The sequence below is a fragment of the Niabella aquatica genome, from assembly GCF_054779315.1.
In genome coordinates this window covers 32,772-57,969 of sequence record NZ_BAAGYM010000015.1, presented here as the reverse complement: position 1 = coordinate 57,969, position 25,198 = coordinate 32,772, and the positions used below count along the sequence as shown (strand labels likewise).

The following is a 25,198-nucleotide window of genomic DNA, read 5'->3' as shown; positions in this document are numbered from 1 at the left end:
GTATTAGAAAAATCCCGGCAGATGTAATCCCCGCCAGGCAGCGGAGTTTTGCAATAATCAGCAAGTAAAAATTGCTTATGAGCCGGAACGGTTAAAATAAAGTTTCAGCGTAATATCCACATCCGGCAAAATATAGAGCTCCGCACCAGGATCATTAAAGCTATTCATACCCCATTGGAGGCGGTTCAGTTTAAAGCTGCCTTCGGCAGAAATTTTATTGTTCCCCGTTTTGATTACCGCGGGAATCTGGATGCTGTGGGTTTGCCCGATCATTGTAAAATCCCCGGTGATCAGGGTATTGGCCGCTGAAGACGCATTACTGTAAGGCTCCACTTTTGCAATATGAAATTTCGCATCGGGATGCACCGCCAGGTTAAAAAAGTCGGGGCTTTTCAGGTGATTTAATAATTGTTCTCTTACAGCAGGATCGGTAAGATCGAAATTGCTGATGCTGGCAATAGGAATGGTGAAATCCCCGCCCGTTATTTTTCCCTTCCCATTGGTTTGCAGGGTACCGGACACTTTAAAAGCGCCCCTGTGAAAATGGTCGGGTGCACTGCCTTTCCATTCTACAGCAGAGCTTTCTTCGTTTACTTTAAAATCGGTTGGGCTTATTGATCCGTTGTGCGAACATGCGGTTAGCACAGATAGAGCAATGAGCGCGGCATACAGCTTTCTTTTCATTTTTGTTTATTGTAGTTGTTTATAAAAATTTTACTTTATATACGTTGGTAATTGAATCTATCATAGTCTTTATTCTTTCTGCCGGCGGTGCAACGGGCGCAGCAACTGTTTCGGGCAGTTCTGAAAGCGGTTCGCTGAATGCTATAAAATAATTCCAGAGATCTCCGGGAGTTATAAGGTTTATAAGAGTAGCTTTCCCCGTAAGTATTTTAAACGAATGTGGTACATTGCGGGGTGCAAAAAGGGCTTCGCCCTGCTTCAGTACCGTTACGTTGTTTGCTACGGTTACGCTTATTTCACCATCCAGCACATAGAAAGCTTCATCTTCATTTGTATGAACATGCGGTGGTGGTTCGGCGCCCTTCGGCAGGGTGAGTTCAAGCAATGCCAGTGTGTTGCCCGTTTGTTCCGGCGCAATAAGTGTTTGAAAATAGCCGCCCTGGTAGCTTCTGTACCTGGCAGTGGTGATTAAGGATTCCATTTTTGATGATTTATCTGGTTTATACAATATGCGTTCCGTTGATTTTTTTAACAGAAGAGACCCGGCATGTTTCGATGCGCAACAAGGCGGCGATGTTGATAGCATCATCCACATCGACCGCATTAGCAAGGCCGTTTAATCTTCTGATCATGCCTGGTTTATTGGTCTTTAACCTGTACCCGTTCATTAAAATTTCAAGGAACTGGTTGTCCGCTGCATCATATACGCGGATTATAGTATAGGGGTTAGAGCGCGGGCCGGTTTCAGTTACCCAGTAGTTGCTTGCTTTGGGAAGATTGTCAGGCGTGGCTTTCACACTGCTTGCGAACAGTAACAAGGTGCTGGTGATGATAAAAAACTTTTTCATACCTATAACTTTTATGTTAAAAAAAGAATACATGAATAGCTGTTTTTTGCTGATAAGAATGCAAGATTGGGGCTATTTCAGAACCCCAGCAAATAGCAGCGATGTATGCCGGCTTTCATCGCTATATGCCGGTTTTTATTGACCAATGTTTTCAGAAATTCAACATGAACAGGCTGTACCAGGAAGATATAATCAGCTATACGCATTGTATCTTTGCATATAAAAGCACCATCTATACTATACAGACACATAAAGGGAAGGCTGGTACTGCTATTCAAAAATTATAGCTAGAAGAAAGGAATAAGAAAAGCGCAGGATGGTTGAAAGAGGTCTATATTAAAAGCTAATCCATAACAAGCTTCCAGCTACCATTTATTTTCTTCCATACTGAGCTATATAGGCCTTTGGTTATTTTTTCATTTCCCAGGGTGTCTTTTCGTGTGAGTATAAACCAGCCATATGTATAACCCAGGTCACCGCTTGCCGCTACGTCAATTTTCTTTGCCTCCCACGTGATTTTATAAGGTGCTTTTGTGCCATTGCGGTATTTAGCTATATTCCTTTTAATAAAGTCAAGGTTATGAAGAATGGTGTCTCCATCATTAAACAGAGCAATTTCATCAGCTGCAACATCAAGCATGGCATGATAGAATCCTTTTTGGGCCGAAGCATTGGAAAATGACTGTTCTGCGGCCCTTAACTCCTGTTTCAATTTTTCAGGATGATACATGGTAACGCCCCAAGTACAACTAATTGCAAAAAGAAGCAGGTAAATTATGGCAATATTTTTCATTGTCTGTTTTTTTAGTTTTGCTATCAGAAATGAAAAGGATACTTTTCAGGCCTATTCAGTAGCAGGCAACGGGTTAAATTTATCTGCACAGGCTTGTTTATAATTGCGCCCTATGGGAATTTTGTTCCCCTCAACCAGGATATGATTGGGATGATAGCCTTCCATTTTATGTACAGGAATAATAAAAGAACGGTGAATACGCATAAACTCACCAATAGGCAGCAGCTTTTCCGTAACGCTGATCTTTTGCTTTGTATGAAAGGTTTTATCTTTTGTGATCACTTTGATATAATCCTTTATGCTTTCAATCCACAAGATATCTTTTGTGTTCACTTTTATTAAACGCCGCTCTACGCGCAGGTATAAAAAATGATCCTGATGCTGTTGCACCGGGCTTTCCTGCTCCTGATGAGCTTCGCTTTTTTTATTACCTCCGTTAATAAAGTGCATCACTTTATCTATTGCCTGGAGGAAACGTTTCAGCGGAATGGGTTTAAGCAAATAGTCTATCGCATTAAGGTCAAATCCTTCAATAGCATACTCCTGGTAGGCTGTTGTAAAAATAATAAGCGGGGGCTTTTTCAGGCTGCGTACCAGGTCAGTTCCCAAAAGACGGGGCATTTTTATATCAAGGAAAATAAGGTCTATTTGATCATGCTGAATGGTCTGGAATGCTTCTATTGCATTGCTGCAGGTGCTCACAATTTCTATTTCGGGGATATGTATGGCATATTTTCTTATGATCTCCATGGCATGAGGTTCATCATCAACTATGACAGTGCGGATCTTCATCGTTTATTTTTTGCTGTTGAAGATAATTGAACTTCGAGTTCTGCAATAAAGCAATCGCTTTCATCAAAATACCGGAACGAATGTTTACCCGGGTATAACAGCTCTAACCTTTTCTTCAAATTCAGTAACCCTATCTCCCCGCTAAGCTTTTGTCCGGGGTTATTAATAACCGGCTGCTCAGGCTTACTGTTAGAAATTTTGAAGGCCAGTGTATCGCCGGAAACATATAATTCAATATTGATCCAGGGTGTATCGGTAGTTTCCGCAGCGCCATGCTTAAAGGCATTTTCAACCAGGGGAAGCATCAGCAGGGGCGCTATTTCTGCGTTCCCCGTATTATCACTCATACTTACATTCAGCTCCAGCCGGTCTTCATAACGAAGTTTCTCCAGCTCAATATAGTCATGCAACACTTCAATATCCCGTTTAAGCGATACCTGTTCAGCAGTGCATTCGTAAAGCACATACCGGAGTATATTGGAAAGGCCCAGGATAATTCCCGGCGTCTGTGGCGCATTATTTAAAGAAAGGGCATACAAATTATTCAGCGAGTTGAAAAGAAAATGAGGATGCAACTGCGCTTTTAAAAAATTGAGCTCGGCCTGAAGCACCGCCTGCTTTCGCTCGTTCCATAAGATGAACAATTTCAAAGTTATGCAAATCCATACGACCGTATTGGTACGCTCAACAGCATTTACAAAATCCACAGGGCTTTTCAGTTGCGTCCATTTGGACAGGCTGAGCTTTGGCCATGTAAAACTGCTGTCTCTTAGTTTATAAAAGCGGTATATATATGGGTCGGTAATAAAAACCTCCACCATCCTGTATAATACTGCTATTAATAACATGAGCAGCAGCAACAGGAAAAAGGTTTTGATATATTTATCGCGAAAGAAAAAACGCGGCACTACCCAATGGGCAATAAGATAAAAGTAGCACATATGCACGGGCAGCAGCATCAGGATAATTTTTGCGCCCAGATCATAGCTGTCATAGGCTGTGCCATAAATAAATACCAGTAAGCTGAAGGAAAGCAGCCAGTAGAATAATTGTTTTAATATGGGATACTTTGCTAACAAACAGTTGCCTTTTCTATAAAGTTAAGGCCGGTTGTGTATATTTTTCCTGTTCGTAGACGAAGGGAGGGTTATGTCGATAAATGTAAGATAAAATTTTCAGCAAAGATGCAGGAATTACGAATGTGGAAGCCCGGATAAACTCATTAAAAGAAATGCTGACCCGATGGATCATTTTATGGAGATGCGCATTTGAATTACAATTCAGCCAGACCTGTATTTTCCGTGCAGCCTTGAATTGCCTTTAGTCTTTTTTACGTTAAACACATAATGCCAGGGGAAAATTGGAAAAAAAGACCAATGCCTTCAACTTTCCAATTTGAGTTGCTGTCAGGCCTGCGCATTTACTCTTTTGCAGATATACTGCAGCTCATCAATACTTTTTATGCAACTAAGCCTGATACCGGTTACAAATACGCCAACTACCTGGTCTGCATCTACCTGTACTTTAACAATACCATTAATATATTCATCTGCAACAGGTGAAATCTCTTTCCGGAACCCGATGCTCACTATTTCGTGTGTAGTCATACGATAAGTTTTGATTGTTTACAGATACTTTACATCGTTAAATTCAAATCGTATGCCAAAGACGCAGAACAAGATGTTCCGGCCCGGCCCTCCTTATAATAATCAACCTATGCTCAATATTCACCGGGAATTCATTTCGAAGGAAAATTGAACATTTCTGCTGAATGATTGGTCAGGCGAGGACTATTGCAAATTGAGTATTATAAAAAATGTCCACTTATTTTAGGGCACGCACAATATATACATCTGTTTTTAAAACGCCCTGCATCAAACATTAAACTTGGTTATCTTTGCGCCCTATGCAGGATTTGTTACAAAAGATTGAGGCGTACAAAAACGAGATCCAGACTTTTAACGCCACAGACGATAAGCAGGTAGAAGTGTTCCGTATCAAATGGCTGGGCAGCAAGGGCCTGGTAAAGGATATAATGGGAGAAATGAAAAATGTGCCGAATGAGCAAAAGCGTGAAGCTGGCCAGATTTTGAACGAATTTAAACAGTTTGCAGAAGCCCGGTTTGAAGCGCTGAAAGAGGCAGTTGCTCCCGCTGAAAGCACCGCATCGCGGATTGATCTTACCCTCCCCGGAGATGAAACGCCCCTCGGGAGCCGTCACCCTATTTCATTAATGCGTAACCGTATTATTTCCATATTCCAGCGCCTGGGTTTTGCTGTGGCGGAAGGCCCTGAAATAGAGGATGACTGGCATAATTTTACCGCGCTGAATATGCCGGAGCACCACCCGGCACGCGATATGCAGGACACATTTTATGTAGATGCCGGCGAAAATTCAGCAGTAGATTGGTTGTTGCGTACGCATACCAGCAACACGCAGATCCGCGAAATGGAAAAAGGAAAGCTCCCCATCCGGGTAATTTGCCCGGGAAGGGTGTACCGTAACGAAACCATCAGCGCCCGCAGCCATTGCTTTTTTCACCAGGTAGAAGGCCTGTATATTGATGAAAATGTATCTTTTGCCGACCTCAAACAAACCCTGTACTTTTTTGTAAAGGAAATGTACGGACAGGATGTGCGCGTTCGTTTCCGCCCTTCTTATTTTCCGTTTACCGAGCCCAGCGCCGAAATGGACGTAAGCTGTTTTATCTGCGGTGGGAAAGGCTGTAATATCTGTAAAAAAACAGGCTGGGTAGAAATTTTAGGTTGTGGCATGATACATCCCAATGTGCTGCAAAACTGCGGTATCAACCCCGAAAAATATACCGGGTTTGCCTTTGGGATGGGCGTTGAGCGTCCGGCAATGTTAAAGTACGGCATCAATGATATCCGCCTGTTCAGTGAAAACGATGTGCGGTTCCTGAAGCAGTTTACAAGCGCGACGTAGCGACCATTTACACAAAAATTTCGCTCTTTCTCATTGGGTCAACTGGTAACATAGCTCATCGAAATTGCCCCGATAGAGCTGTCGGGGCTCACTTCATTGTGCCGGTTATATTTTATCATAAAAAAAGCCCTCGCAGGATTTAAAATCTGCCAGCGCTTCCTGGTTCAGGAAGATTTGAAGCTTAATTCATCCACTTCCTTTTTTCTTTTATTAATGAATCTAAGGGAAAATATTTCTTTGTTTCCTCAATATTGGAAATATCAGGACTCGACTCTAGAACTTTTTTAAACGGAATCATTTTCGAAAATTCACCGCCTATAGAACTTATTAAATTAATGCGCCTTACTAATTCATTCTTAAACCCCGGATCAATTATTTTGAATGTTTCAACCATGTAATGCTGTTCAACAGGTTTATAGAAAGCAAATCCTGTAAAAATATCTTTATACACATAATCCGTTTGATAAGGCCACACATCAAACCCATCTTTTCCGAAAGGGGTATTTGCAAAATCAAAACCAATATTATCTTTATTTACTATTTCAAAAGCCGCATCCCATTTGCCGTTCTGCAATAATATAGTATTCCCGCTATTATTTGATCCCACTGTATTTAGTAACACATTAGCTGCACTGCTCCCATATTCCTTGAACAGGAAGTAGCCAACATTTTTTAAAGTAATATTATTTATCAAAAATATTTTGTCAAACGCATGGCGGTAGTTCATGATAACCAAAGCCTTTTTCCTTTGGGTCTTCGTTTGCTTTATTTCATTAAACTTTGAAATCACCTGAGCGGCAATAATACTATCCCTGTTTGTTATCATTCTCTTCAGCTTTGGCATTGATGTACTGTCTGCTGTAGGCCAGGAAAAAGGAATGTCGGATGGATAAAGGTTTATGGCATATTTTCGGGGGATGATATTATTTAGCCTGTAAATCTTATCTAAGAAAAAGGAGTAGTTTTTATGACCCCATACCGGCCAAATGCTGCAATTTTGCTGGAAGAGCTTGATGCGTCGGGCAATTGTATCTTCAGGCAGGTTTTTAGTATGCATGAATGTATTTAAGTTAGGGTTTAAAGTACTTACGCCAATTTCTGTAAAAACATTTCCTACTTTTTCGTAAAATCTTTTGTCAGAAATTATATCAGTAATCAGGTCATATTGCGTCATATCGCCATGATGCCTTTCGCAAATGATCACGATATCATGCCGGTCAAACAATCCCAAAATATATTCTTTTGCAGACTGATTTTGTGTTTTCAAAAAGGTTGTGTACGGTGATAAAGCATTGGTTTGTGACGTAGCTATTAATGTGTTCAACAGCAAACAAAGGGTTATAACAACTTTTCTCATAAAAAATCAGATTAGAGAATCAAAAATACTTTTACAACGTAGTCTTTTCCGCGGCAGAAAACCATGACTTCAATTACACTTTTTCCTGATTATTATCAATTGAACTGAACGGAGCTGCACTTATTAATGTAAATACTATATAACCTTTCGAGTTTTAACCAGGAAGGTCTATTCATTTCAAAAATCCATTTATACAAATAATGTTACATTCGCCGCGATTTTAAAAAACAAAAAGTTTATGAGCATTAATGTAAGGCTGAATGAACGCAGCAGCGGCACTTGCGAGCTATGCAGCAACCTGCCTGCTACACAGGAATATACAGTAAGTCCTAAAAGTGATGACACAATAGAGAACCAGGTGGCTATTTGCGATAGCTGTTTAAGCAACATTACAAGTGGCGATACCAGCGATTACTGGCGATGCCTGGAAGGAAGCATCTGGAATCCCGAACCGGCAGTGCAGGCACTGAGCTATCGTATTTTGTATACCTGTAAAGACCAGGAATGGGCCAGTGATGTTTTAAGCTCTGTTGAGCTGGATGAGAGCACTGTACAATGGGCCTTAAGCGCTTTTGAAGTGGCCGATACACATAAAGATGCTTTTGGTAACACGCTGGAAAATGGCGACACTGTAGTACTTACCCAGGCATTAAATGTAAAAGGTACCAGCTTCAGCGCGCCCAAGGGTACCGTTGTTAAAAAGATCAGGTTAGTGCCTGATAATACCGGGCAGATCGAAGGGAAAATAAATGAGCAGGTAATTGTGATCTTAACAAAGTATGTGAAGAAGAATTAGCCGTTTTATGTACGGTGTACGATGTGTGCAATCATCCGGGCAGGAATATTTTGGATGGCGGCAGCGGCGCGTAGCCGGAAGTGTACAGCATAAGGCTTTTGGCTCCCGCAGGGAAAAAGGCTACGGCAAATTAGCTATCGCAATGGCCAGCTGTTCTTTTTAACTTTGACACTGAACACTATTTCCCCAAACCATGAAATATCGTATTATTTTTTAATTGGGGCATTATAAAAACAAAGCCTCCCATAATTTGTAAACAAATACAGGAGGCTGTAAAAAAGTTCAAAAATATTTTTACGGTTGTACTACCAGCCTGAAGCCGTTACCATGAATATTCACGATTTCGATCTTTTCATCGTCTTTCAGGTATTTACGCAGCTTGGCAATATACACATCCATGCTGCGGCCATTAAAGTAGGTATCGCTGCCCCATATTTTCTTTAAAGCCTGCTCGCGCGGCAACAGGTCATTTAAATGTTCTGCTAACATTTTCAGCAACTCGTTTTCTTTAGGAGAAAGCGTTTGCGTATTGTCGTTATGTATAAGCTGCCGAAGTTTAGGGTTGAAATGATAGCTGGCAAGGTTATATTCCTTATTCTCGCTTTCTTTATTCAGCTCTTCATTGCGCTTTAAAATAGCTTTTATTTTTAGTAGCAATACTTCGCTGTCAAAAGGCTTGGTAATATAATCATCTGCTCCCAGCTTGTATCCCTGAATGATATCTTCCTTCATGGTTTTGGCACTCAAAAAGAAAAGAGGAACATCGGCATCAATATCACGGATCTCTTCTGCCAGCGTAAAGCCGTCCATGTGCGGCATCATCACATCTAACAGGCAGAGGTCAAATTTCTCTCTCTGAAAAGCGGCAAGGCCCAACCTTCCGTCCCTTTCAAGGGTAACATCATAATCATTCAGCTCTAAATAATTCTTCAGCACATTGCCCAGGTTGGGATCGTCTTCACATAATAAAATGTGTGGTTTATTTGCTTCCATTTATTATCAGTTTATTATAAATAATTCTTTGACGGCAAATAAAGTTAATGCTTTTGAATACATAAGCAATTTTTTGTTAAAGTGGTTCCTTTAAAACATCTGTATAAATTAATTTTAAGTTTTTTATAGCTTATAGTATATTTCAAAAAAATTTTCTATGGCAGACGCGGTAAAGTTCCTGGAAACAATACAAAACGGTTATTCTTTTAAAGGGGAAAATTATAAGATAGGCAGGGCGATGCTGGATGGTCAGGTAGTAGAAGGCGCAGATGTTTTTATCCCGTTCAAAACATTGAACAGGCACGGGTTGATAGCCGGCGCTACCGGTACCGGTAAAACAAAAACCTTACAGGTACTGGCTGAGGGTTTAAGCGATGCCGGCATACCGGTTGTATTGATGGATATAAAAGGAGATCTGAGTGGTATTGGCGCTCCCGGCGCTGCCAATGATAAAATTAATTCACGCTGCCAGCAGCTGGGCATAACCTTCGAGCCGGCTGCTTATCCTGTTGAGTTTTTAACGCTGAGCCATGAAAAAGGCACAAGGCTACGGGCTACGGTAAGCGAGTTTGGCCCTGTACTTTTTTCAAAGATCCTGGATTTAAATGATACGCAGGGCGGGCTTGTGTCAATGATATTTAAATATTGCGATGATCATAAGCTGCCGCTCCTGGACCTGAAAGATTTTATAAAAGTGATCCAGTTCGTAAGTGGGGAGGGTAAGGCTGAGCTGGAAAAGGATTATGGGAAAGTTTCTACTACTTCCACCGGAACTATTTTAAGGAAGGTAATTGAGCTGCAGCAACAGGGCGCCGACCTGTTTTTTGGCGAAAGAAGCTTTGACGTGGAAGATCTGATGCGTATCAGCAGTGATGGACGCGGTATGGTCTCTATTGTACGGGTTACCGACCTGCAGGACAGGCCCAAACTGTTTTCAACTTTTATGCTGCAGTTGCTGGCAGAGCTTTATGCCTCCAGTCCTGAGCAGGGTGATGCGGAAAAACCCAAACTGGTGCTATTTATAGATGAAGCCCACCTTATTTTTAATGAGGCCAGCGCTGCGCTGTTAAACCAGGTAGAAACTATTGTAAAGCTGATACGTTCCAAAGGGATTGGTATTTATTTCTGTACGCAAAACCCAATGGATGTACCGGCTTCTGTGTTGTCTCAATTAGGATTGAAAGTACAGCATGCCTTGCGTGCTTTTACAGCGGCCGACAGGAAGGTGATCAAACAAACGGCGGAGAATTACCCTGAAAGCGAATTTTATAAAACCGATGTATTGCTAACCCAGGTGGGTATTGGCGAGGCATTAATTACTATGCTGAATGAAAAGGGCGTTCCCACACCATTGGTGCATTGTATGTTGCGTGCACCGCAAAGCCGTATGGATGTATTATCAGAGGCTGAAATTGATGCCATAGTTAATAACTCAAGAATTGCCCGTTTTTATAATGAAACAATAGACAGTCACAGTGCCTACGAAATACTCAATCAGAAATTACAGGAAGCTGCTGACAGAAATACAGAGCTTGTAAAACAAAAAGAAGCCGCCAAAACGCAAAAGCAGGAAAAAGGTATTTTGGATAACCCTATTGTAAGAAGCGTGGCCCGTACTGCAGGTAATACCATTGTGCGTTCATTATTGGGTGCTATAGGCCTGAGCGGAGGGAGCCGAAAGAAAAAAAGCTGGTTTTAGATCTGACATAAAATGAGTTTAAACGGCGAAAGCAGGTGAATAAAGATTTTTTAATCCCGATCCTGTTATTTTTTCACCATTATTTGTAGATCAGATCTTTAGTATCTTCCCCCGTACTCACAACTAATCCCAACCCTCCATCCTTTTAAAGGTTTACCTGAAAATGGGAAACGCGCGCCAGCATTAAGTTTCAAGAGGTTTTGATGGTCGTAAAATGAGCCTTTTCCTGTAAAAACGGCTATTTTGAGGCAGCATTGATTTTCAACTAATTGATGGTTAGACCTTAAAAAACAACGAAAAGTGTTTTTTAAGTGGCTGGAGAATTAAAAATTCCCAATATCGGTTCGATGTGTTTTGAAATATGCAATTCTCAACGCCCTCGAATTTTCAGGAAGACCCTTTTAAGCTGTTGACGTTCTGACGCAGGTATGATGTTCCACACCATTGCAATTTGTTTATAAAATAATCTCCGTCAGAAATGAACATCTACAATGCTGTTTAAAGGAATGAGCACCCCTGCTTTTAGCACAATATAATGTTCGGTCAAAGACCATACAGTAGTGTGCACGGTTCGCGGGCCTTCTGCTGTATTAAAGGTGATGCTGGTTTTACTTTTAAACTCGTTACCCAGTCTTTGTGCGTATTCCAGCTTTTCCTTCCAATAACCGGTCCTGTTTTCTTCGGCTGGTATAAGGGTTAAATGAGAGATTTCCTCTTTTGGGATCAGGGTTTCAGTCATAGCTATATTTATTTTTTGTAGTTATAAGATCAGTATAAATATAAGACGTCTAAAATGCGTAACAGATATTTATGAATATGTTAAGATATGTTTTTTATAGCTTAATTGCTGGCATTATCATTGTCCTCTCCCAGGTCCAGCTTCGCCTGGGAAAAATCTTTGGGCCTGTTATAATGTAACAGCTGCTTCATTTTTCCGGCCTGTGAAAAGAAATTGTCTTTACCGGTATGCAGCTGTTTTATGGCATCCTCATATTTGCTCACTGCATTGTCGAGGTGCTTACCTACGGCATCCAGGTTATCTGTAAAGCTCACCAGTTTTTCGTACATTTTTAAGGCCCGGCTGGCTATTTCCGCGCTGTTGCGGTCATTCCTTTCCCGTTTCCATAAATCGGCAAGCAATTTTAGCGCCGCAATTAAATTGGTAGGACTTATTAACAGGATCCTCCTGTCGTAAGCATATTCCCAGAGATGGGCATCGCCTTTCAACGCAGCAAAATAAGCTGCTTCATTGGGCATAAACATCATTACAAAATCCATCGATTTATCGTAATCATCATAGGCCTTTAAATGCAGCTCATCAATATGTGCTTTTACCGAACGTACATGCGATAAAAGCTCAGCTTCCTGAATCGTCTCATCTTCTGCTTCAGCATATCTTATAAAAGCGGTTAACGACACTTTGGCGTCAATGATCACGTGCCGGTTATCCGGGTAAATGATCAGCGCATCCGGTCTCATTTTTTTACCGCTGACAGCGCTAAGCAATACGTTCCCGTTCTTATCATAAAGCTGGTATTCCATAAAGAACTCTTCGTTCTTTCGCAGGCCCGATTTGTCAAGTATCTTTTCGAGGATCATTTCTCCCCAGCGTCCCTGTGTTTTTGATTCGCTTTTTAAGGCTCGTGTAAGATTCCGGGCTTCCTGGCTTAATTGCTGGTTCAGCTGCACCAGGCTCTTTACTTCGTTTTGCAGGGAAAAACGCTCATTGCTCTCTTTGCCATAGGCCTCCTGTACCTGTTTGCTGAACTCGCGTATATGTTCACCCAGCGGCTCCAGTATGTTTTTCATATTGGTTTTATTAAGCTCTGTGAATGTGCCGGTTTTGGTTTCCAGGATTTTATTAGCTATATTTTCAAATTCTGTATTAAATTTTTTACCCAGTGTTTCAATTTCTTCCTTCTGGGTTTGCAGCTTTTCGGCTAAAGCGTTGTTGTTGGCATTTGCAGTGGCTAATTGCTGCTGAAGGGTAACCTGCTCCGCCAGCAGTTGCTCTGCCTGGATGCGAACCCTTAAAAGGTCGTTGTTCTTTTCAATAAGATGCTGTCTCGATGTATCATAAGCCGCCTTTACCGAGGCATGCTGCTGGCGGGTATGATCGAGTTCAGCGCCAATGGAAGCAATCTCTTTCCGTAGAGCAATAATGTCCTGGTCGCGCATTATTAAAGTGTTATTAGCCGCTTCCAGCCGGGCAGAAGAGCTGGCTTGTAAGGCAGCCAATGCTTTTTCCAGTTCACGCTGCCGGGCGAGGGCTTCATCTTTAGCAGCCTGTATGCCTGCTGCTGCACGGCCTTTACCTGAAAGCCAGCCGACTACCAATCCTGCTACAATGCCCGCCGATAGATATAAAATGATTTCCATACTATAAATAAACTAAATCTGATCTTAAAAATGGAAAGTAATAAGGTACTATTTCTGCTTTGATAATTATTTAACACAATAAAAACAGCTTTTGTTTTTTAAGGTGTGGTTTTTGAAAAGGTTAATAAAAAACAACAATCATCAATTTAAATTTTTTTTAATTATGAGTAAGAAAATAGCTATACTGGCCACTCATGGCTTTGAAGAAAGTGAGTTAAAATCTCCCAAGGAGCAAATAGAGCAGCAAGGCTGGGAGGCGCATATTGTAAGCCCTGAAAAGGGCAGGATCAAAGCCTGGGCAGATAAAAACTGGGGACCGGAATATGATGTAGATAAAACGCTGGATGAAGCACATGCCGGCGATTATGATGCACTTGTGCTGCCCGGTGGAGTTATTAATCCGGATAAGCTGCGCGTAAATGCCGCTGCATTAAGCTTTGTAAAAGGTTTTTTTGATCAGGGAAAGCCTGTCGCTGCTATTTGTCATGGCCCGCAAACACTCATTAATGCAGGCCTGGTGAAGGGCCGCAAAATGACTTCTGTAAAGTCCATCAGCCAGGATCTTATTAATGCCGGGGCAGATTGGGTAGATCTGGAAGTAGTTGTAGATGATGGCCTGGTAACCAGCCGCACACCAGATGATTTGCCGGCATTCAATGAAAAAATGATAGAAGAAATCAAAGAAGACGTACCTGCCTGATAGGTAAGAGGTTTTTTTGAAGCTGCGTTTAAGAGGCGCAGCTTTTTTTATTACTTCATCGCGGTAGCAAAAATGTGTAATAGTTCGGCAGTATAAAAATATTGCAGAAGTGTTAGAGCCTGTAGTTGTTCTTAGGTTACATTTGCCTAATTTAGCGCGTTAAAATACACGCTGGGTTTCTTCAGCATTAAAAAATATATTGCGAATGAAAATTACATTCTTCTCTACAAAGAGATATGATAAGGATAGTTTTACCAAAACTAATGAGCCCTATAATTTTGAGCTTGAATTTTTCGAAACCCACTTAGGGCCTCATTCAGTTGAAATGGTGAAAGATGCCACGGTGGTTTGTGTGTTTGTTAATGATAAACTGACCCGGCCCGTACTGGAAGCGCTCGCAGTTAAAAATGTAAAGGTCATAGCCCTGCGTTGTGCGGGTTTTAATAATCTGGACATAGAAGCTGCTAAAGAATTAGGCATTAAAGTGTGCCGCGTACCTGCTTACTCACCCCAAGCAGTGGCAGAACATGCGCTGGCAATGATCATGACCCTTAACCGTAAAACCCATAAGGCATACAACAGGGTACGGGAGCAGAATTTTGCTTTACAGGGCCTGTTAGGTTTTGATATTTATGGTAAAACAGTCGGGGTAATTGGTACCGGTAATATTGGTAAAGCATTTATCCGTATTATGCTGGGAATGGGTTGTAAGGTAATAGCATATGATATGTACCCCGATAAGGCGCTGGAAGCAACAGGGGTAGCTTACTATACATTGGAAGGGGTACTGCAGCAAAGTGATATTATTTCTTTACATTGCCCGCTTACGGATGATACCTTCCATCTGGTAAGAAAAGAAACGATTGACCAAATGAAAAAAGGGGTAATGATTATCAATACCGGCAGGGGAAAGCTGATCAACACCAAAGCTGCTATTGATGCTTTAAAAAGCGGACATATTGGTTATTTAGGCATTGATGTGTATGAGCAGGAAGAGCAGATATTTTTCAGAGATCTTTCCGGGGATATTATACAGGACGATATGATACAGCGCCTGATGAGCTTTCCAAATGTGCTGGTTACTGCCCACCAGGCCTTTTTTACCAAAGAAGCCCTGGAGCAGATCGCAACGGTTACCTATAACAATATTCAGTCTCTTGTCAATGGTAATGATCCCGAAACCAAAGGCGCTACGGTAGTGTAATCTTTTACCATAAAGACCATCCGCCACCCACTTTTCCTTTGGCGCCCGACGGGCGCAGGTTATACGTAAAAGTAGCCAGGAAGTATTGCCCCAGTACATTGCTGTACGAGGTTTGCAGCGTATTCTGGTTGGGGATAATATCGGTATTAATGGTCTTGTTCAGTATATCGTTGGCATATAAACGCAATACCGCCCGCTCATCTTTGAAGAAAGTAAAATTGAGGCCGGCGTTCCACATAAATATTTTCCTGAGATTGGCTGTTGGGAAGGCGTTGTTATTAATATACCGCAGCTCCGAATCAAATATTACATGCTTGATATAACGCATAATGGCTTCTATACCGATGGTTTGTTCAAAGCTGTTTTTAGGCGTAAAGAGCGGGTTGGTGTTCTTTACATTCATATACGAGAAAGAATAAGCAGGTCCCAGCTCCAGTTTGTCGTTCCAGTTAAGCCCTATGTTGCTCCATACATTGCTTATTAACCTTTGTTGGGTACTGGGCTCGTCATTATAGTAAAAAGAATTCTGACGATACTCTGTCCAGGTGCCTATATTCCACGAAAAAGTAAAGCTGCTCTTATACTTAATATCCTGGTTGAGGCCAAAATTAGCGGCTATACGTTTGCTGCCGTCAGCATTCACAGGCCGGGTGGTTTGCAGGCCGCTTTCGTCCATAGTAATACTTTGCACTACATCGTTATTGGCGATCCATGCTTCGCCCCAGCTCCATACATTCAGGTTGTTTTTAGGATTAAAGGTATTGAGGTTCATATAGACCCTGTCCATGATGGCCGGCAAAAGATTGGTGTTACCTAATCTTACCACATAAGGGTTGGTATTATTTTTTACGGGGATCATATAACTATAATCAGGCAGTACAATATCCCTGCTATAATTAACAGTCAGCTTCCGGTAAGTGATTTCAAGCTGCGGCAAAATATTATTCAGCTTTTGAACAACAGGGTCGGCGACAAAAGACAGTTGGTTATTAAACTGCTGGTATTGATAACGAACACCGGGCGTAATGGCGAGGCTTTTATATTTAAACTCAAGGCCGGTACTTAAAAAATACCGGTTGCTGTTACGCGAAAAGGCACTGCTCAGGTTATTGTTTTTGTTGTTATAACCGGCCTCTTTTTTATCAAAAGTAGTGATGTCATTTTTAAGATTTTCATATTCATATCTTGCGCCTGCCCGCAGGAAAATCTTTTTACTTAAAGGCTCCCGGTAATTGACGCCGGCAAATGCATACCAGCTCGGAACGTCTTCTGCTCTTAGCTGGCTCGTGGTACTGTCAAACTGTGCAGGGTGCAGGTATTGTATCAGCGCATCCGTATAATTATTTACATCACGCCTATTGAGGGTTACGCCCTGTGCAAATGAGAGACGCCTGCCGGTTTTATTTTTAAACAGCCGGGTTAAAGAAAAGTTCTGACGGAGGATATTATTATCTGTTCTTCCTTTAATATTCACTTCACCTGTATTTAAATTGCCTGTAAAGTTGTTGGATCCGCTTTGTGTATTCAGGCTGTGTGTTTTTTCGTTAGCCAATATGTAATTGGCAGTGGCTGTAATAGTAGTCAGCGTATCTGGCTTCAGGTTCAGGCCAATACCAAATGTATGGGTGTTGCCTTTTACAAGTGCATTATACAGGGAGCTATTGGTAATGGTCGTATCTCCATTAAAAATATGAGTCGTGTTGTTCGATTCAAGATCGGTTCGTACTTTGCCATAATAGTACTGGGCAAAAAATGCTTTTTTGTTATTAGGAGAATGATTAAGATTAAAACCCAGCCCGTTGCTGGTAGTTACACCTCCCAGGCGCGACATGCCCCCGAAATTAATACCGTTGATACTAATGTTTGACCCGAAATTGCTATTGTTGCTGTTGTTATAGCCCCCGCCGGATACCTCCCGGTTCCTTTGCAGACCACCTGTCTGCATCAGGTCGCTCCATCCAAAACCGGGCCTGTTCAGGTTATTGCTATAGCCCAGTAAACTTACCTGCAGCGTATCTCTGAACACGTTGGCAATAGCTCCCGCCTCAAACCTGTTACCATTCGTGCCTATGCCGCCGCCGCCATAAGCTTTTCCGAACATTCCTTTCTTCACCCCCTTTTTAAAAGTAAGGTTGATCACTTTTCCCACATTGTTCAGGTTATCATCGCCGCTTTCCAGCAATTCATCCTTGTCATCCGTAACCTGTATTTTATCAATAACATTGGAAGGCAGGTTCCTGGAGGCCATTTTAGGGTCGCTGCCAAAAAAGTTCTTGCCATCCACCAGTATCCTGTTCACCCGCTTCCCGTTCACCATAATATTCCCCTGCTTATCTACCTGTACCCCGGGTAGTTTCTTCAGCAGATCTTCTACCATGGCATTGGGCAGGGTTTTAAATGCATTGGCATTAAACTCTACGGTATCTTTCCTGATGATCATGGGCGGTCGCTCTGCCACTACTAAAACCTCATCAAGTTCCGTTGCAGCAGGGTGTAAAAAAATGGTGCCTAAATCAAAGCTGGCGGAATCTTTGGTAAGCTGGAACTCTTTTCTGTACACTGCGTATCCTGTAAAAGAAACAAGTACTCTGTAAGGAATATCTGTAGCGAGGCCGGGCAGCCTGAACCCGCCGTCTTCTGCGCTTAACCTGTAAGTAACCACAGAGGTGTCTGATGCCTTAAACACCGTAACTGTGGCCATATATAAGGGCTTTTGTGTAGCAGCGTCTGCAAGCTTTCCTGACAGGGATCCCTGCCCGTAAACAGGCGCAGCAGCAAACAGGGCAAATACAGTAAAAAACAGCAGATATCTCAATAGCGGGTACGATAGGATGTGCATAACTGGTAGTCGTAAGAACCATAAAAATGTTACAGGTTATGGCCTGTTTTTTATAAAAAGTTTACTTCATTGTATCGAAAGTGCGGAAATAGTGAAATAATACAGCTTTTACAGCAGTGACCCGTAATTTTGCACTCTAAAAAACTGGAATGAAGGTAATAGAGCATATAAACAGGGCGCGGGAGAAGAAGGAAACACTGGTTTCTTTTGAGATACTGCCACCGTTAAAGGGTAAAGGTATTGAAGGGGTGTATGATCATCTAGATCTGTTAATGGAGTTTAAGCCCGCATATATCAATGTTACTTACCATCGCAGTGAGCATGAGTTCCGCCAGAATCCTGATGGGTCTTTTAAAAAGGTAACCATACGAAAAAGACCCGGAACGGAAAGCATTTGTGCAGCTATTATGAATAAATATAATGTAGATACTGTTCCGCACCTTATTTGTGGTGGCTTTAGCGTTAGTGAAACCGAAGATGCGCTGATCAACCTGCAATACCTGGGTATCGACAATGTGCTGGTGCTGCGTGGTGATGCGGCTAAAAATGAAACCGCCTTTATTCCTCATCCTGATGGGCATAAATATGCGTCAGGACTTTTAAGACAGGTGGTAAACCTTAATCATGGTATTTACCTGGAAGAAGAGCTCATCAGCAGCAACAAAACTTCCTTCTGTATTGGTGTGGCGGGTTATCCCGAAAAGCATTTTGAAGCACCCAATATGCAAACCGATCTGGCATATCTGAAGGAAAAAGTAGATGCAGGTGCCGAATATATCGTTACACAAATGTTCTTCGACAATGCAAAATACTATGATTTTGTAGAGGCTTGTCGTGCTAACGGCATCAATGTGCCTGTTGTGCCCGGTCTTAAGCCTATATATAATAAAAAGCAATTAACCACCTTACCCAAGATATTTTCTATTGACCTGCCGCAGGAGCTTTCTGACGAAGTTTCCAGGTGCAAAAACAATACAGATGTAGAAAAGGTAGGAGAAGAGTGGCTGCTGGAGCAAAGCCGCGACCTGAAGAAGAACGGTGTTCCCGGGCTGCATTATTACACGCTGGGCAAACCAGGAATGGTGGCTAATGTAATAAAGAAAATATAGTTTTTATATGCAATACGTGCATCTGCAATATCCTGCATGCTAAATACACCATACATCGTAAATCATATATCTTGTCCCGGAAAAAGAAAAACATAACGCTCGAAAAAGTTTTAATCGAAGACTATGCTGCCGAAGGCCGTTCGCTGGCCCGTATAGATGGTAAGGTATATTTTATAGAACAGGTTGTTCCTGGTGATATAGTAGATATACGCCTTACCAAAAATAAAAAAGACTGGGGAGAAGGCTGGCCTTTGCGTTTTCATAGCTATTCCGATAAACGGGTAGCGCCTTTTTGCAGTCATTTTGGAACCTGCGGTGGTTGCCAGTGGCAAATGCTGCCGTATGCGCTGCAGTTACAATACAAACAAAAACAGGTACAGGATAATCTGAAAAGGATAGGAAAAGTCCAATTGCCTGAAATATGGCCAATTATCGGAGCAAAAAACACAACCCGGTACCGCAATAAAATAGAATATACTTTTGGTACCGATGAATTTTTAACGAAAGAAGAATTTGCAAAACGCAAGGAAGAAGCGATGCGCACCACTTCAGGAGCAGGGAATGAGAACGGTCCCGGAGCCGCCGGCTTCCATGCCAAAGGATTTTGGGATAAAGTAGTGGACATACAAACCTGCTACCTGCAGGCAGAGCCTACTAATGATATCAGGCTGGCCATAAAAAGATTTGCCATACAAAACGGCTGGAGCTTTTACAACCTGCGGGAGCAGCACGGTTTTTTGCGTACCATGCAGGTGCGCCTTTGCGAAACAGGAGAATGGATGGCCAATATTATAGTGGGGGAGGACGACCCGGAAAAGATTGAAAGATTAATGCAGTTTGTGCTGCAGCAGTTTCCCGGTATCACCTCGCTGCTTTATACCATTAATACCAAACGGAACGACAGCCTGCACGACCTGGAGCCGGTAGTTTACCACGGCAAAGGATATGTGATAGAGAAGCTTGAAGATTTCCAGTTTAAGATCGGTCCGAAATCTTTCTTTCAAACCAATACAAGACAGGGCGAAGAATTGTATAAAGTAACGCGTGAATTTGCCGGGCTTACCGGTAAAGAAACCGTATACGACCTGTACTGCGGCACCGGCAGCATTGGTATTTTTTGCAGTGAAAATGCCTGTAAAATTATTGGCGTAGAAGTAATTGACGCAGCTATTGAAGATGCTAAAGAAAATGCAGCATTGAACAATCTTGATAAAACCCATTTTTATGCCGGCGATGTGATAAAGGTTTGCGATGATGATTTTTTCAACAATCATGGCCGCCCCGATGTAATTATCACCGATCCGCCCCGCGCGGGCATGCACGAAAAGCTGGTGCAGAAAATAAATGAAATGGCTGCGCCCACAGTAGTATACGTAAGCTGTAACCCGGCCACACAGGCCCGCGATCTGGCATTGCTGGATGAGAAATATACTGTAACGAAAATTCAGCCTGTAGACATGTTCCCGCATACGCTTCACATAGAAAATGTGGTGCAGCTGAAGCTGCGATAAGTTCCGGTATAAAGATACTCCTACAGGTTACTTGCAAGCATTTGTTTTCCTTAAATGATCTTTAGGTGCTTACAGTTATAATGCCCATTTTTACACAATGCGCGATCAGTTGCTCATTGGTATAGAAACCGAGCGCATCTTTTATCTGGCCCAATCTTTTTTCAATACTGCTAAGTCCTGAAGGTTGTATCTTTTTTGATTTCAAATAGTCCGAAATTTCCTGCTGTCTTTTTCCTTCAGCCATCAGAGATAAAATAGTTGTGTCAAACGGAGTAAACTCGTGTGCTTTTTTATACTTCACCTGATCTGCTAAAAGTCCCGGCATATGACGCTGATTATTATTCATACTGCTGATGGCTTTTAATAATTCTTTAGCATCGCCCCGGGCTTTGCGTACATAGCCATCAATTTGCAGCTGGCTAAACAAATTTTCAATAATAGCAGGTCGGCTTTCAGCAGAGAACACCAGTATTTTTAGATCAGGTTGTACATTTTGCGTTGCTTCAATGAGGGCCTCCCCTCCCGATAGTTGCTGTGGCCGGTGATCTTTATCAAAATAGAGATCTGTAATAAGCAGGTCATAAGAACTGCCCGACTGAATAGCTTTTTTAATTTTAAGTAATGCATCATCGCAATAATATACATAATCTGTATGCCCAATGCCCAGTTCCTCCAGTGTTTTTTGCACAGAAATGCTGGTGCTTTCGTGATCTTCGGCAATTAGTACTTTTTGTATCATTCGGGTCATGAAATCGGAATAAATATTTGAATGTTTAAGCCCCCGGCTGACGGGGGAGTAAAAGTAAACTGTCCGCCAATATTTTTGATACGGGTTTCCGTATTCCTGAGACCGTTGCCATACCTAAAATCTGCAGGAACTCCCTTGCCGTCATCTGTATACCGGATATTCAACCCGTTTCCGGTTTCCTCAAACCTTATCACAGCGTTCTTTGCTCCGCTGTGCTTTTTCATATTCACCAGCAGTTCCTGCAATGCACGCTTCAGCTCAGCCCGGGCACTCTCGTTCAGCCCGTTCCAGATGTGAGCGGTATTGCCAACAATAGAAATGCTTGTATGTTCGGTAGAAAAGGATTTCAGCAATTCTGCTATCTCGTTATTGAAGCTTTGCTTTGGCGTTTCTATTGTTTCATAAGAAATGTCGCGCGACTGCTCATACAAAATTTCCATATCGTCTAATAGTTGTTGCTTTTCTATTCCAGGCTGGTATTCCATTCTGGTCATTATCCGGTATAAGCCGTTTGCTACTACATCATGCACTTTTTGCGAGGTTTTTAGCTGTTGCTCTTTAAGGGCTTGCTGCTTTTGTTTCCTGTACCAGAACAACACTGCAAAAGAAAAGAGTACTATCCCGCCAATCATCACCTGCTGTGTTACAATCCGGACTTTTTTTTCTGCGTTTTCCTTTTGAAGTGCCAGGTTTTGAGATTTATGTTTTTCTGTTTCATAACGGATCAATGCAAACTGGTTTTTGGCGCTGTTGCGGGCGGTTTGCAAGCTGTCGTTTAGTGAGAGGTAACGGGCAATATATCTTTTCACCGAATTAGATGGACTTAGTACGATTAATTTTTGAAGCCCTTCCAGTTCATCACCGGGGCTGTTAAGCTGTTTTGCAATATCATACATTTTTGCAGCATACATTAGTGCTAAACCGGGCCTTGATTGGGTATAGTAATCCGATAAATGCGCATAGCTGGCATTTAAGCCCCAGTTGTCTTTTTCATTCTCTTTGACATATAGAGCTTCAAGCAATTCCGGAGCTGCATAATAACCAGAGTTCTGTAGCCACTTTGTATAAGCCATATTAGACAAAATTCGAGCGTATCTCTTATTATTGTTTTTAGTCTGCTTGATGATAGATTGATATAAAGAAATGGCTTGTTCATATTGTTGCATTTTCTGATAGCATACAGCTTTATTACTCAAAGCAACTAATTTGAGATTATCATCTTTTATAAACTCCAATGCTTTGTCATAATAGCCTATTGCTGCATCGTATTTTTTCATATTCATGCTCGTGCTACCCAGTTCATTAAAGTTGGATAAAAGGCAATGGCGATCTTTTTCTTCGTGTTCATTCAAATATTTCAATGATTGGAGCAAGTTTTCCTGACTACCAAAATAGTCTCCTGCATCAGATTGGATAATTGCCATATAAGTATAAGCCATGGCGATTTGCAAACTATCTCTGGATGAATTAGCGGCTTTATTAAAATAGTAAAATGCAGAATCGCTTTTTTTGTTGAACAATGATTCGCCTATTTTGTATTCATCAGATGTACTAATTGTAGTTTCTTCATGTGATTGATTACAAGCGGGCAAATAGCAGATAGCAATGAGTATTGTTAGGAAAGAAGGCAGTTTTGACACAAAAGTTATTTACCTTAAAAGTAAGTCAAATAATGACATATTGTGCTTTGGTATTAACTTCTTAAAAATAAGGCAAGAATTGAGCTTGCCTTATTTTTTCTATTCAACTATTTAGGATTTGAGGGTGATGATGGCGGTGTGGGAGGAATATGTTCTGTTTCCCCACCTGTATCACTCATAATGGTTATCTGTCCATTATTATTTGTTCCCGTATTATGTGTATGGCCAGGCCATAACGATAGCAAGAATGCAAGTATTAACTCTATCATTGTTTTAGAATTTAAAAAAGTAAATGAATGCTGCCACCGGTTCCGGCGCAGATGATTAGTTGTGCGGTAAGAAGCGCTTCTTACGCATTTGGGAAGTGGGGTGGGGCATCGATCGCGGAAGCCGTTAAACGCTTCCCAGGCCGGTTAATTACAACCGCTTTCAATGCCCGTGGCAACCAGTTCTGTACAGTAGTGCTCTTAGCAAGGGAGCTTTTTCTTAACTGATTGCGAAAACGAAGATCGATTGAGATAATGTGCTGGTTAACAGATTGATCCGGTAGTTTCGGTAAATTCTTGCTCGCTCCGGTAAAGTTTACGGGATTCCGGAAATTCCGTTAGTTTTAGAGAATAATCTTTGTAAATGCTTTTTATCGATTATACCAAAGCTGTACTACAGAGCTATAATACTAAACGGGAAAATGGCTCACTTTCATCGAGATTAGCTCACCCAAGCCCGGCTGAACTAAGAGACGAATGCGAGGCTGCTTTTGAAAAGCCTTACAATCACGCTGATGCTATTATTTTGAAAACTTTCTTTGGGCAGTTTAACAATAGAGACGAGGGACTGCAATGTATAAGAAACCATTCCATTGATAAATTCAGACCGCTGGTTAAATTTTTAAAAGGAGGGGTTAATGAACCGAAGAAGAAAAATGTAGATTTGATTGCCTGGCTGATCGATTTTAACCCGAGGCCTTTTGAGCTGGGGAGGGTTTACAACCCAGGTGAAGCCGGTGGAAAAATTATCGATGAAGGAACACATCCGCATGATCCGGAGAATAACGATACTGAACCTGAAATGTCATTTGGACAGTCAGCAAAACCTCAAAATGAACTATACTTGCCTGAAGCGCCGGCACTGGTTCGTGTAAAAAAGAAGCTGAATTTTAAAACAGTAGCAACTCCTGTAATGATTGCCATCGTGGTACTGGCCGGTATTTTCATTTATAAGGAAAAAGGAAATACGCTGCCAATGGGCATCTTTGCAGGCTCCCCGTTACACAACTCCGGCCATTGTATGTATTGGGCGGGCGATCATTATGAGCCCACACCCTGTACACCCAAAAGAGGAGATACTTTACTGGTTGAGCTGGATTCGGCAAAGCTGTTCCGGCTGAAGAAGATCATTCGTCCGGAAATTATAACCAAAGACGACATTGGCCGGGTGGCTTATATAAAATTAGATGGCCGGATAGAGTACTACACCGATACTGGTTTTCACCCTGTGTATACACATAAACGATTAAAGCCCTTGACAAAATTTATGTTTGATAAATACATTCTTCCACAGAAAAGGTAATTCTACTGTCCTTCCTGTTGTTGCACTTTTTAATGCTCATTCATTTTTGTATAATACGCCCAATAAATGAAACGTTATGCAATATTGCTAGTGGTATTGTTTATTGCCTGTAAAGACCCGACAGGCAATCGATACAGCAGTGCCGGCCTATATGCTACAGTGAGTAATAGTGAGCAGACAGGTTACAAAGTCATAGGCATAAAAGACGACGACACTTTTGTATTGTTCATGAACGGCAAAGAACAGGTTATAAGGCTGGCACATATAGATTGCCCCGAAAAGAAGCAACCCTTTGGAAATAAAGCAAAGCAATTTGCTTCTGATGCGTGTTTTGGAAAACAGATTTCGCTCATCCATAACAATAATTACGATCGGAATAAAAGACTGATAGCCGAAGTGATATTGAAAGACGGCAGAAATCTTAACAAAGAGCTGGTAAAGAACGGCCTGGCCTGGCATTTTAAAAGGTATTCTGATGATACCGCCTATGCAGCACTTGAAGTAGCAGCCAGGAAGAAGAGGGTTGGACTTTGGGCAGATAAAACTCCTATTGCTCCCTGGAACTGGCGGCGCAGATAAAAGTATTTAAC

At 41.8% G+C, this 25,198-nt stretch carries 25 protein-coding genes; 11 read left to right on the top strand and 14 right to left on the bottom strand.

All coding sequences use genetic code 11. The features are described from left to right. Positions 1 to 75: 75 nt before the first annotated feature. The 7 genes from ACYVBM_RS12810 to ACYVBM_RS12780 all read right to left on the bottom strand — a co-directional run bounded on the left by ACYVBM_RS12810 (position 76) and on the right by ACYVBM_RS12780 (position 4,724). On the bottom strand, positions 76 to 684 hold the full coding sequence (locus tag ACYVBM_RS12810; protein ID WP_460686062.1) for a YceI family protein: 609 nt from the start codon (positions 682 to 684) through the stop codon (positions 76 to 78). A 19-nt stretch (positions 685 to 703) separates the two neighbouring features. Further along, entirely contained in the window at positions 704 to 1,165 is a 462-nt protein-coding gene (locus tag ACYVBM_RS12805; protein ID WP_460686061.1) for a cupin domain-containing protein, read from the bottom strand. A gap of 19 nt (positions 1,166 to 1,184) precedes the next feature. Further along, complete coding sequence (locus tag ACYVBM_RS12800) at positions 1,185 to 1,532, bottom strand: hypothetical protein (protein ID WP_460686060.1); 348 nt, start codon at positions 1,530 to 1,532, stop codon at positions 1,185 to 1,187. Positions 1,533 to 1,875: 343 nt separating this feature from the next. Next, complete coding sequence (locus ACYVBM_RS12795; RefSeq protein WP_460686059.1) at positions 1,876 to 2,325, bottom strand: YybH family protein; 450 nt, start codon at positions 2,323 to 2,325, stop codon at positions 1,876 to 1,878. 51 nt (positions 2,326 to 2,376) lie between these two features. Beyond that, the gene (locus ACYVBM_RS12790; protein WP_460686058.1) at positions 2,377 to 3,117 is read right to left on the bottom strand and encodes a LytR/AlgR family response regulator transcription factor; all 741 of its coding nucleotides are present in this window, start codon (positions 3,115 to 3,117) and stop codon (positions 2,377 to 2,379) included. Next, a complete protein-coding gene (locus ACYVBM_RS12785; protein WP_460686057.1) occupies positions 3,114 to 4,196 on the bottom strand; it encodes a sensor histidine kinase in 1,083 nt (360 codons plus the stop codon). The genes ACYVBM_RS12790 and ACYVBM_RS12785 overlap by 4 nt, the downstream gene beginning before the upstream one ends. A 327-nt stretch (positions 4,197 to 4,523) precedes the next feature. Beyond that, the gene (locus ACYVBM_RS12780) at positions 4,524 to 4,724 is read right to left on the bottom strand and encodes a hypothetical protein (RefSeq protein WP_460686056.1); all 201 of its coding nucleotides are present in this window, start codon (positions 4,722 to 4,724) and stop codon (positions 4,524 to 4,526) included. A 299-nt stretch (positions 4,725 to 5,023) separates the two neighbouring features. On the opposite strand from ACYVBM_RS12780, the gene pheS reads away from it, so the two are divergent. Then, positions 5,024 to 6,064, top strand: coding sequence for a phenylalanine--tRNA ligase subunit alpha (gene pheS / locus ACYVBM_RS12775; RefSeq protein ID WP_460686055.1), 1,041 nt, complete (start codon positions 5,024 to 5,026; stop codon positions 6,062 to 6,064). Positions 6,065 to 6,245: 181 nt separating this feature from the next. Here the strand turns inward: pheS and ACYVBM_RS12770 are convergent, their stop codons facing one another. Next, complete coding sequence (locus ACYVBM_RS12770; RefSeq protein ID WP_460686054.1) at positions 6,246 to 7,421, bottom strand: hypothetical protein; 1,176 nt, start codon at positions 7,419 to 7,421, stop codon at positions 6,246 to 6,248. Between the two features lie 238 nt (positions 7,422 to 7,659). Here ACYVBM_RS12770 and ACYVBM_RS12765 point away from each other — a divergent pair, with 238 nt between their 5' ends. After that, on the top strand, positions 7,660 to 8,217 hold the full coding sequence (locus ACYVBM_RS12765) for a PhnA domain-containing protein (RefSeq protein ID WP_460686053.1): 558 nt from the start codon (positions 7,660 to 7,662) through the stop codon (positions 8,215 to 8,217). 7 nt (positions 8,218 to 8,224) lie between these two features. Beyond that, a complete protein-coding gene (locus tag ACYVBM_RS12760) occupies positions 8,225 to 8,380 on the top strand; it encodes a hypothetical protein (RefSeq protein WP_460686052.1) in 156 nt (51 codons plus the stop codon). 131 nt (positions 8,381 to 8,511) lie between these two features. Here ACYVBM_RS12760 and ACYVBM_RS12755 read toward each other — a convergent pair whose 3' ends face one another. Beyond that, positions 8,512 to 9,210 carry a response regulator transcription factor gene (locus tag ACYVBM_RS12755; protein ID WP_460686051.1) on the bottom strand — a complete coding sequence of 233 codons (699 nt, stop codon included), beginning with the start codon at positions 9,208 to 9,210 and terminating at the stop codon, positions 8,512 to 8,514. Between the two features lie 157 nt (positions 9,211 to 9,367). Here ACYVBM_RS12755 and ACYVBM_RS12750 point away from each other — a divergent pair, with 157 nt between their 5' ends. Next, entirely contained in the window at positions 9,368 to 10,909 is a 1,542-nt protein-coding gene (locus ACYVBM_RS12750) for a helicase HerA-like domain-containing protein (protein ID WP_460686050.1), read from the top strand. A 472-nt stretch (positions 10,910 to 11,381) separates the two neighbouring features. Here the strand turns inward: ACYVBM_RS12750 and ACYVBM_RS12745 are convergent, their stop codons facing one another. Both ACYVBM_RS12745 and ACYVBM_RS12740 read right to left on the bottom strand, forming a co-directional pair. Then, positions 11,382 to 11,648: a hypothetical protein gene (locus tag ACYVBM_RS12745; protein ID WP_460686049.1), complete on the bottom strand. Its 267-nt coding sequence runs from the start codon at positions 11,646 to 11,648 to the stop codon at positions 11,382 to 11,384. 101 nt (positions 11,649 to 11,749) lie between these two features. Next, positions 11,750 to 13,288 carry a DNA recombination protein RmuC gene (locus tag ACYVBM_RS12740; RefSeq protein WP_460686048.1) on the bottom strand — a complete coding sequence of 513 codons (1,539 nt, stop codon included), beginning with the start codon at positions 13,286 to 13,288 and terminating at the stop codon, positions 11,750 to 11,752. 163 nt (positions 13,289 to 13,451) lie between these two features. Here ACYVBM_RS12740 and ACYVBM_RS12735 point away from each other — a divergent pair, with 163 nt between their 5' ends. Both ACYVBM_RS12735 and ACYVBM_RS12730 read left to right on the top strand, forming a co-directional pair. After that, a complete protein-coding gene (locus ACYVBM_RS12735; protein ID WP_460686047.1) occupies positions 13,452 to 13,988 on the top strand; it encodes a type 1 glutamine amidotransferase domain-containing protein in 537 nt (178 codons plus the stop codon). Between the two features lie 205 nt (positions 13,989 to 14,193). After that, the gene (locus ACYVBM_RS12730; protein ID WP_460686046.1) at positions 14,194 to 15,192 is read left to right on the top strand and encodes a 2-hydroxyacid dehydrogenase; all 999 of its coding nucleotides are present in this window, start codon (positions 14,194 to 14,196) and stop codon (positions 15,190 to 15,192) included. Positions 15,193 to 15,196: 4 nt separating this feature from the next. Here ACYVBM_RS12730 and ACYVBM_RS12725 read toward each other — a convergent pair whose 3' ends face one another. Continuing rightward, positions 15,197 to 18,031, bottom strand: coding sequence for an outer membrane beta-barrel protein (locus tag ACYVBM_RS12725; protein ID WP_460686045.1), 2,835 nt, complete (start codon positions 18,029 to 18,031; stop codon positions 15,197 to 15,199). Positions 18,032 to 18,180: 149 nt separating this feature from the next. Here ACYVBM_RS12725 and metF point away from each other — a divergent pair, with 149 nt between their 5' ends. Both metF and rlmD read left to right on the top strand, forming a co-directional pair. After that, positions 18,181 to 19,140 carry a methylenetetrahydrofolate reductase [NAD(P)H] gene (metF, locus tag ACYVBM_RS12720; RefSeq protein ID WP_460686044.1) on the top strand — a complete coding sequence of 320 codons (960 nt, stop codon included), beginning with the start codon at positions 18,181 to 18,183 and terminating at the stop codon, positions 19,138 to 19,140. 71 nt (positions 19,141 to 19,211) lie between these two features. Further along, a complete protein-coding gene (gene rlmD, locus ACYVBM_RS12715) occupies positions 19,212 to 20,651 on the top strand; it encodes a 23S rRNA (uracil(1939)-C(5))-methyltransferase RlmD (RefSeq protein ID WP_460686043.1) in 1,440 nt (479 codons plus the stop codon). Between the two features lie 61 nt (positions 20,652 to 20,712). On the opposite strand, the gene ACYVBM_RS12710 is transcribed toward rlmD, so the two are convergent. Both ACYVBM_RS12710 and ACYVBM_RS12705 read right to left on the bottom strand, forming a co-directional pair. After that, the gene (locus ACYVBM_RS12710) at positions 20,713 to 21,399 is read right to left on the bottom strand and encodes a response regulator transcription factor (RefSeq protein ID WP_460686042.1); all 687 of its coding nucleotides are present in this window, start codon (positions 21,397 to 21,399) and stop codon (positions 20,713 to 20,715) included. After that, positions 21,396 to 22,919: a tetratricopeptide repeat-containing sensor histidine kinase gene (locus ACYVBM_RS12705; protein ID WP_460686041.1), complete on the bottom strand. Its 1,524-nt coding sequence runs from the start codon at positions 22,917 to 22,919 to the stop codon at positions 21,396 to 21,398. The genes ACYVBM_RS12710 and ACYVBM_RS12705 overlap by 4 nt, the downstream gene beginning before the upstream one ends. Before the next feature lie 416 nt (positions 22,920 to 23,335). On the opposite strand from ACYVBM_RS12705, the gene ACYVBM_RS12700 reads away from it, so the two are divergent. The 3 genes from ACYVBM_RS12700 to ACYVBM_RS12690 all read left to right on the top strand — a co-directional run bounded on the left by ACYVBM_RS12700 (position 23,336) and on the right by ACYVBM_RS12690 (position 25,187). Next, positions 23,336 to 23,533, top strand: a complete 198-nt coding sequence (locus ACYVBM_RS12700; RefSeq protein WP_460686040.1) for a hypothetical protein — start codon at positions 23,336 to 23,338, stop codon at positions 23,531 to 23,533. 136 nt (positions 23,534 to 23,669) lie between these two features. Then, on the top strand, positions 23,670 to 24,608 hold the full coding sequence (locus tag ACYVBM_RS12695; protein WP_460686039.1) for a hypothetical protein: 939 nt from the start codon (positions 23,670 to 23,672) through the stop codon (positions 24,606 to 24,608). Positions 24,609 to 24,674: 66 nt separating this feature from the next. Then, positions 24,675 to 25,187 (top strand): thermonuclease family protein, encoded by a 513-nt coding sequence (locus ACYVBM_RS12690; protein ID WP_460686038.1) that lies wholly within the window; start codon positions 24,675 to 24,677, stop codon positions 25,185 to 25,187. Positions 25,188 to 25,198 lie beyond the last annotated feature (11 nt).

Coding starts and splice junctions, on each gene's coding strand:
- ACYVBM_RS12810 (WP_460686062.1), bottom strand. CDS start 684: ATGAAAAGAAAGCTGTATGCCGCGCTCATTGCTCTATCTGTGCTAACC.
- ACYVBM_RS12805 (WP_460686061.1), bottom strand. CDS start 1,165: ATGGAATCCTTAATCACCACTGCCAGGTACAGAAGCTACCAGGGCGGC.
- ACYVBM_RS12800 (WP_460686060.1), bottom strand. CDS start 1,532: ATGAAAAAGTTTTTTATCATCACCAGCACCTTGTTACTGTTCGCAAGC.
- ACYVBM_RS12795 (WP_460686059.1), bottom strand. CDS start 2,325: ATGAAAAATATTGCCATAATTTACCTGCTTCTTTTTGCAATTAGTTGT.
- ACYVBM_RS12790 (WP_460686058.1), bottom strand. CDS start 3,117: ATGAAGATCCGCACTGTCATAGTTGATGATGAACCTCATGCCATGGAG.
- ACYVBM_RS12780 (WP_460686056.1), bottom strand. CDS start 4,724: ATGACTACACACGAAATAGTGAGCATCGGGTTCCGGAAAGAGATTTCA.
- pheS (WP_460686055.1), top strand. CDS start 5,024: ATGCAGGATTTGTTACAAAAGATTGAGGCGTACAAAAACGAGATCCAG.
- ACYVBM_RS12770 (WP_460686054.1), bottom strand. CDS start 7,421: ATGAGAAAAGTTGTTATAACCCTTTGTTTGCTGTTGAACACATTAATA.
- ACYVBM_RS12765 (WP_460686053.1), top strand. CDS start 7,660: ATGAGCATTAATGTAAGGCTGAATGAACGCAGCAGCGGCACTTGCGAG.
- ACYVBM_RS12760 (WP_460686052.1), top strand. CDS start 8,225: ATGTACGGTGTACGATGTGTGCAATCATCCGGGCAGGAATATTTTGGA.
- ACYVBM_RS12755 (WP_460686051.1), bottom strand. CDS start 9,210: ATGGAAGCAAATAAACCACACATTTTATTATGTGAAGACGATCCCAAC.
- ACYVBM_RS12750 (WP_460686050.1), top strand. CDS start 9,368: ATGGCAGACGCGGTAAAGTTCCTGGAAACAATACAAAACGGTTATTCT.
- ACYVBM_RS12745 (WP_460686049.1), bottom strand. CDS start 11,648: ATGACTGAAACCCTGATCCCAAAAGAGGAAATCTCTCATTTAACCCTT.
- ACYVBM_RS12740 (WP_460686048.1), bottom strand. CDS start 13,288: ATGGAAATCATTTTATATCTATCGGCGGGCATTGTAGCAGGATTGGTA.
- ACYVBM_RS12735 (WP_460686047.1), top strand. CDS start 13,452: ATGAGTAAGAAAATAGCTATACTGGCCACTCATGGCTTTGAAGAAAGT.
- ACYVBM_RS12730 (WP_460686046.1), top strand. CDS start 14,194: ATGAAAATTACATTCTTCTCTACAAAGAGATATGATAAGGATAGTTTT.
- ACYVBM_RS12725 (WP_460686045.1), bottom strand. CDS start 18,031: ATGCACATCCTATCGTACCCGCTATTGAGATATCTGCTGTTTTTTACT.
- metF (WP_460686044.1), top strand. CDS start 18,181: ATGAAGGTAATAGAGCATATAAACAGGGCGCGGGAGAAGAAGGAAACA.
- ACYVBM_RS12710 (WP_460686042.1), bottom strand. CDS start 21,399: ATGACCCGAATGATACAAAAAGTACTAATTGCCGAAGATCACGAAAGC.
- ACYVBM_RS12700 (WP_460686040.1), top strand. CDS start 23,336: ATGCTGCCACCGGTTCCGGCGCAGATGATTAGTTGTGCGGTAAGAAGC.
- ACYVBM_RS12695 (WP_460686039.1), top strand. CDS start 23,670: ATGCTTTTTATCGATTATACCAAAGCTGTACTACAGAGCTATAATACT.
- ACYVBM_RS12690 (WP_460686038.1), top strand. CDS start 24,675: ATGAAACGTTATGCAATATTGCTAGTGGTATTGTTTATTGCCTGTAAA.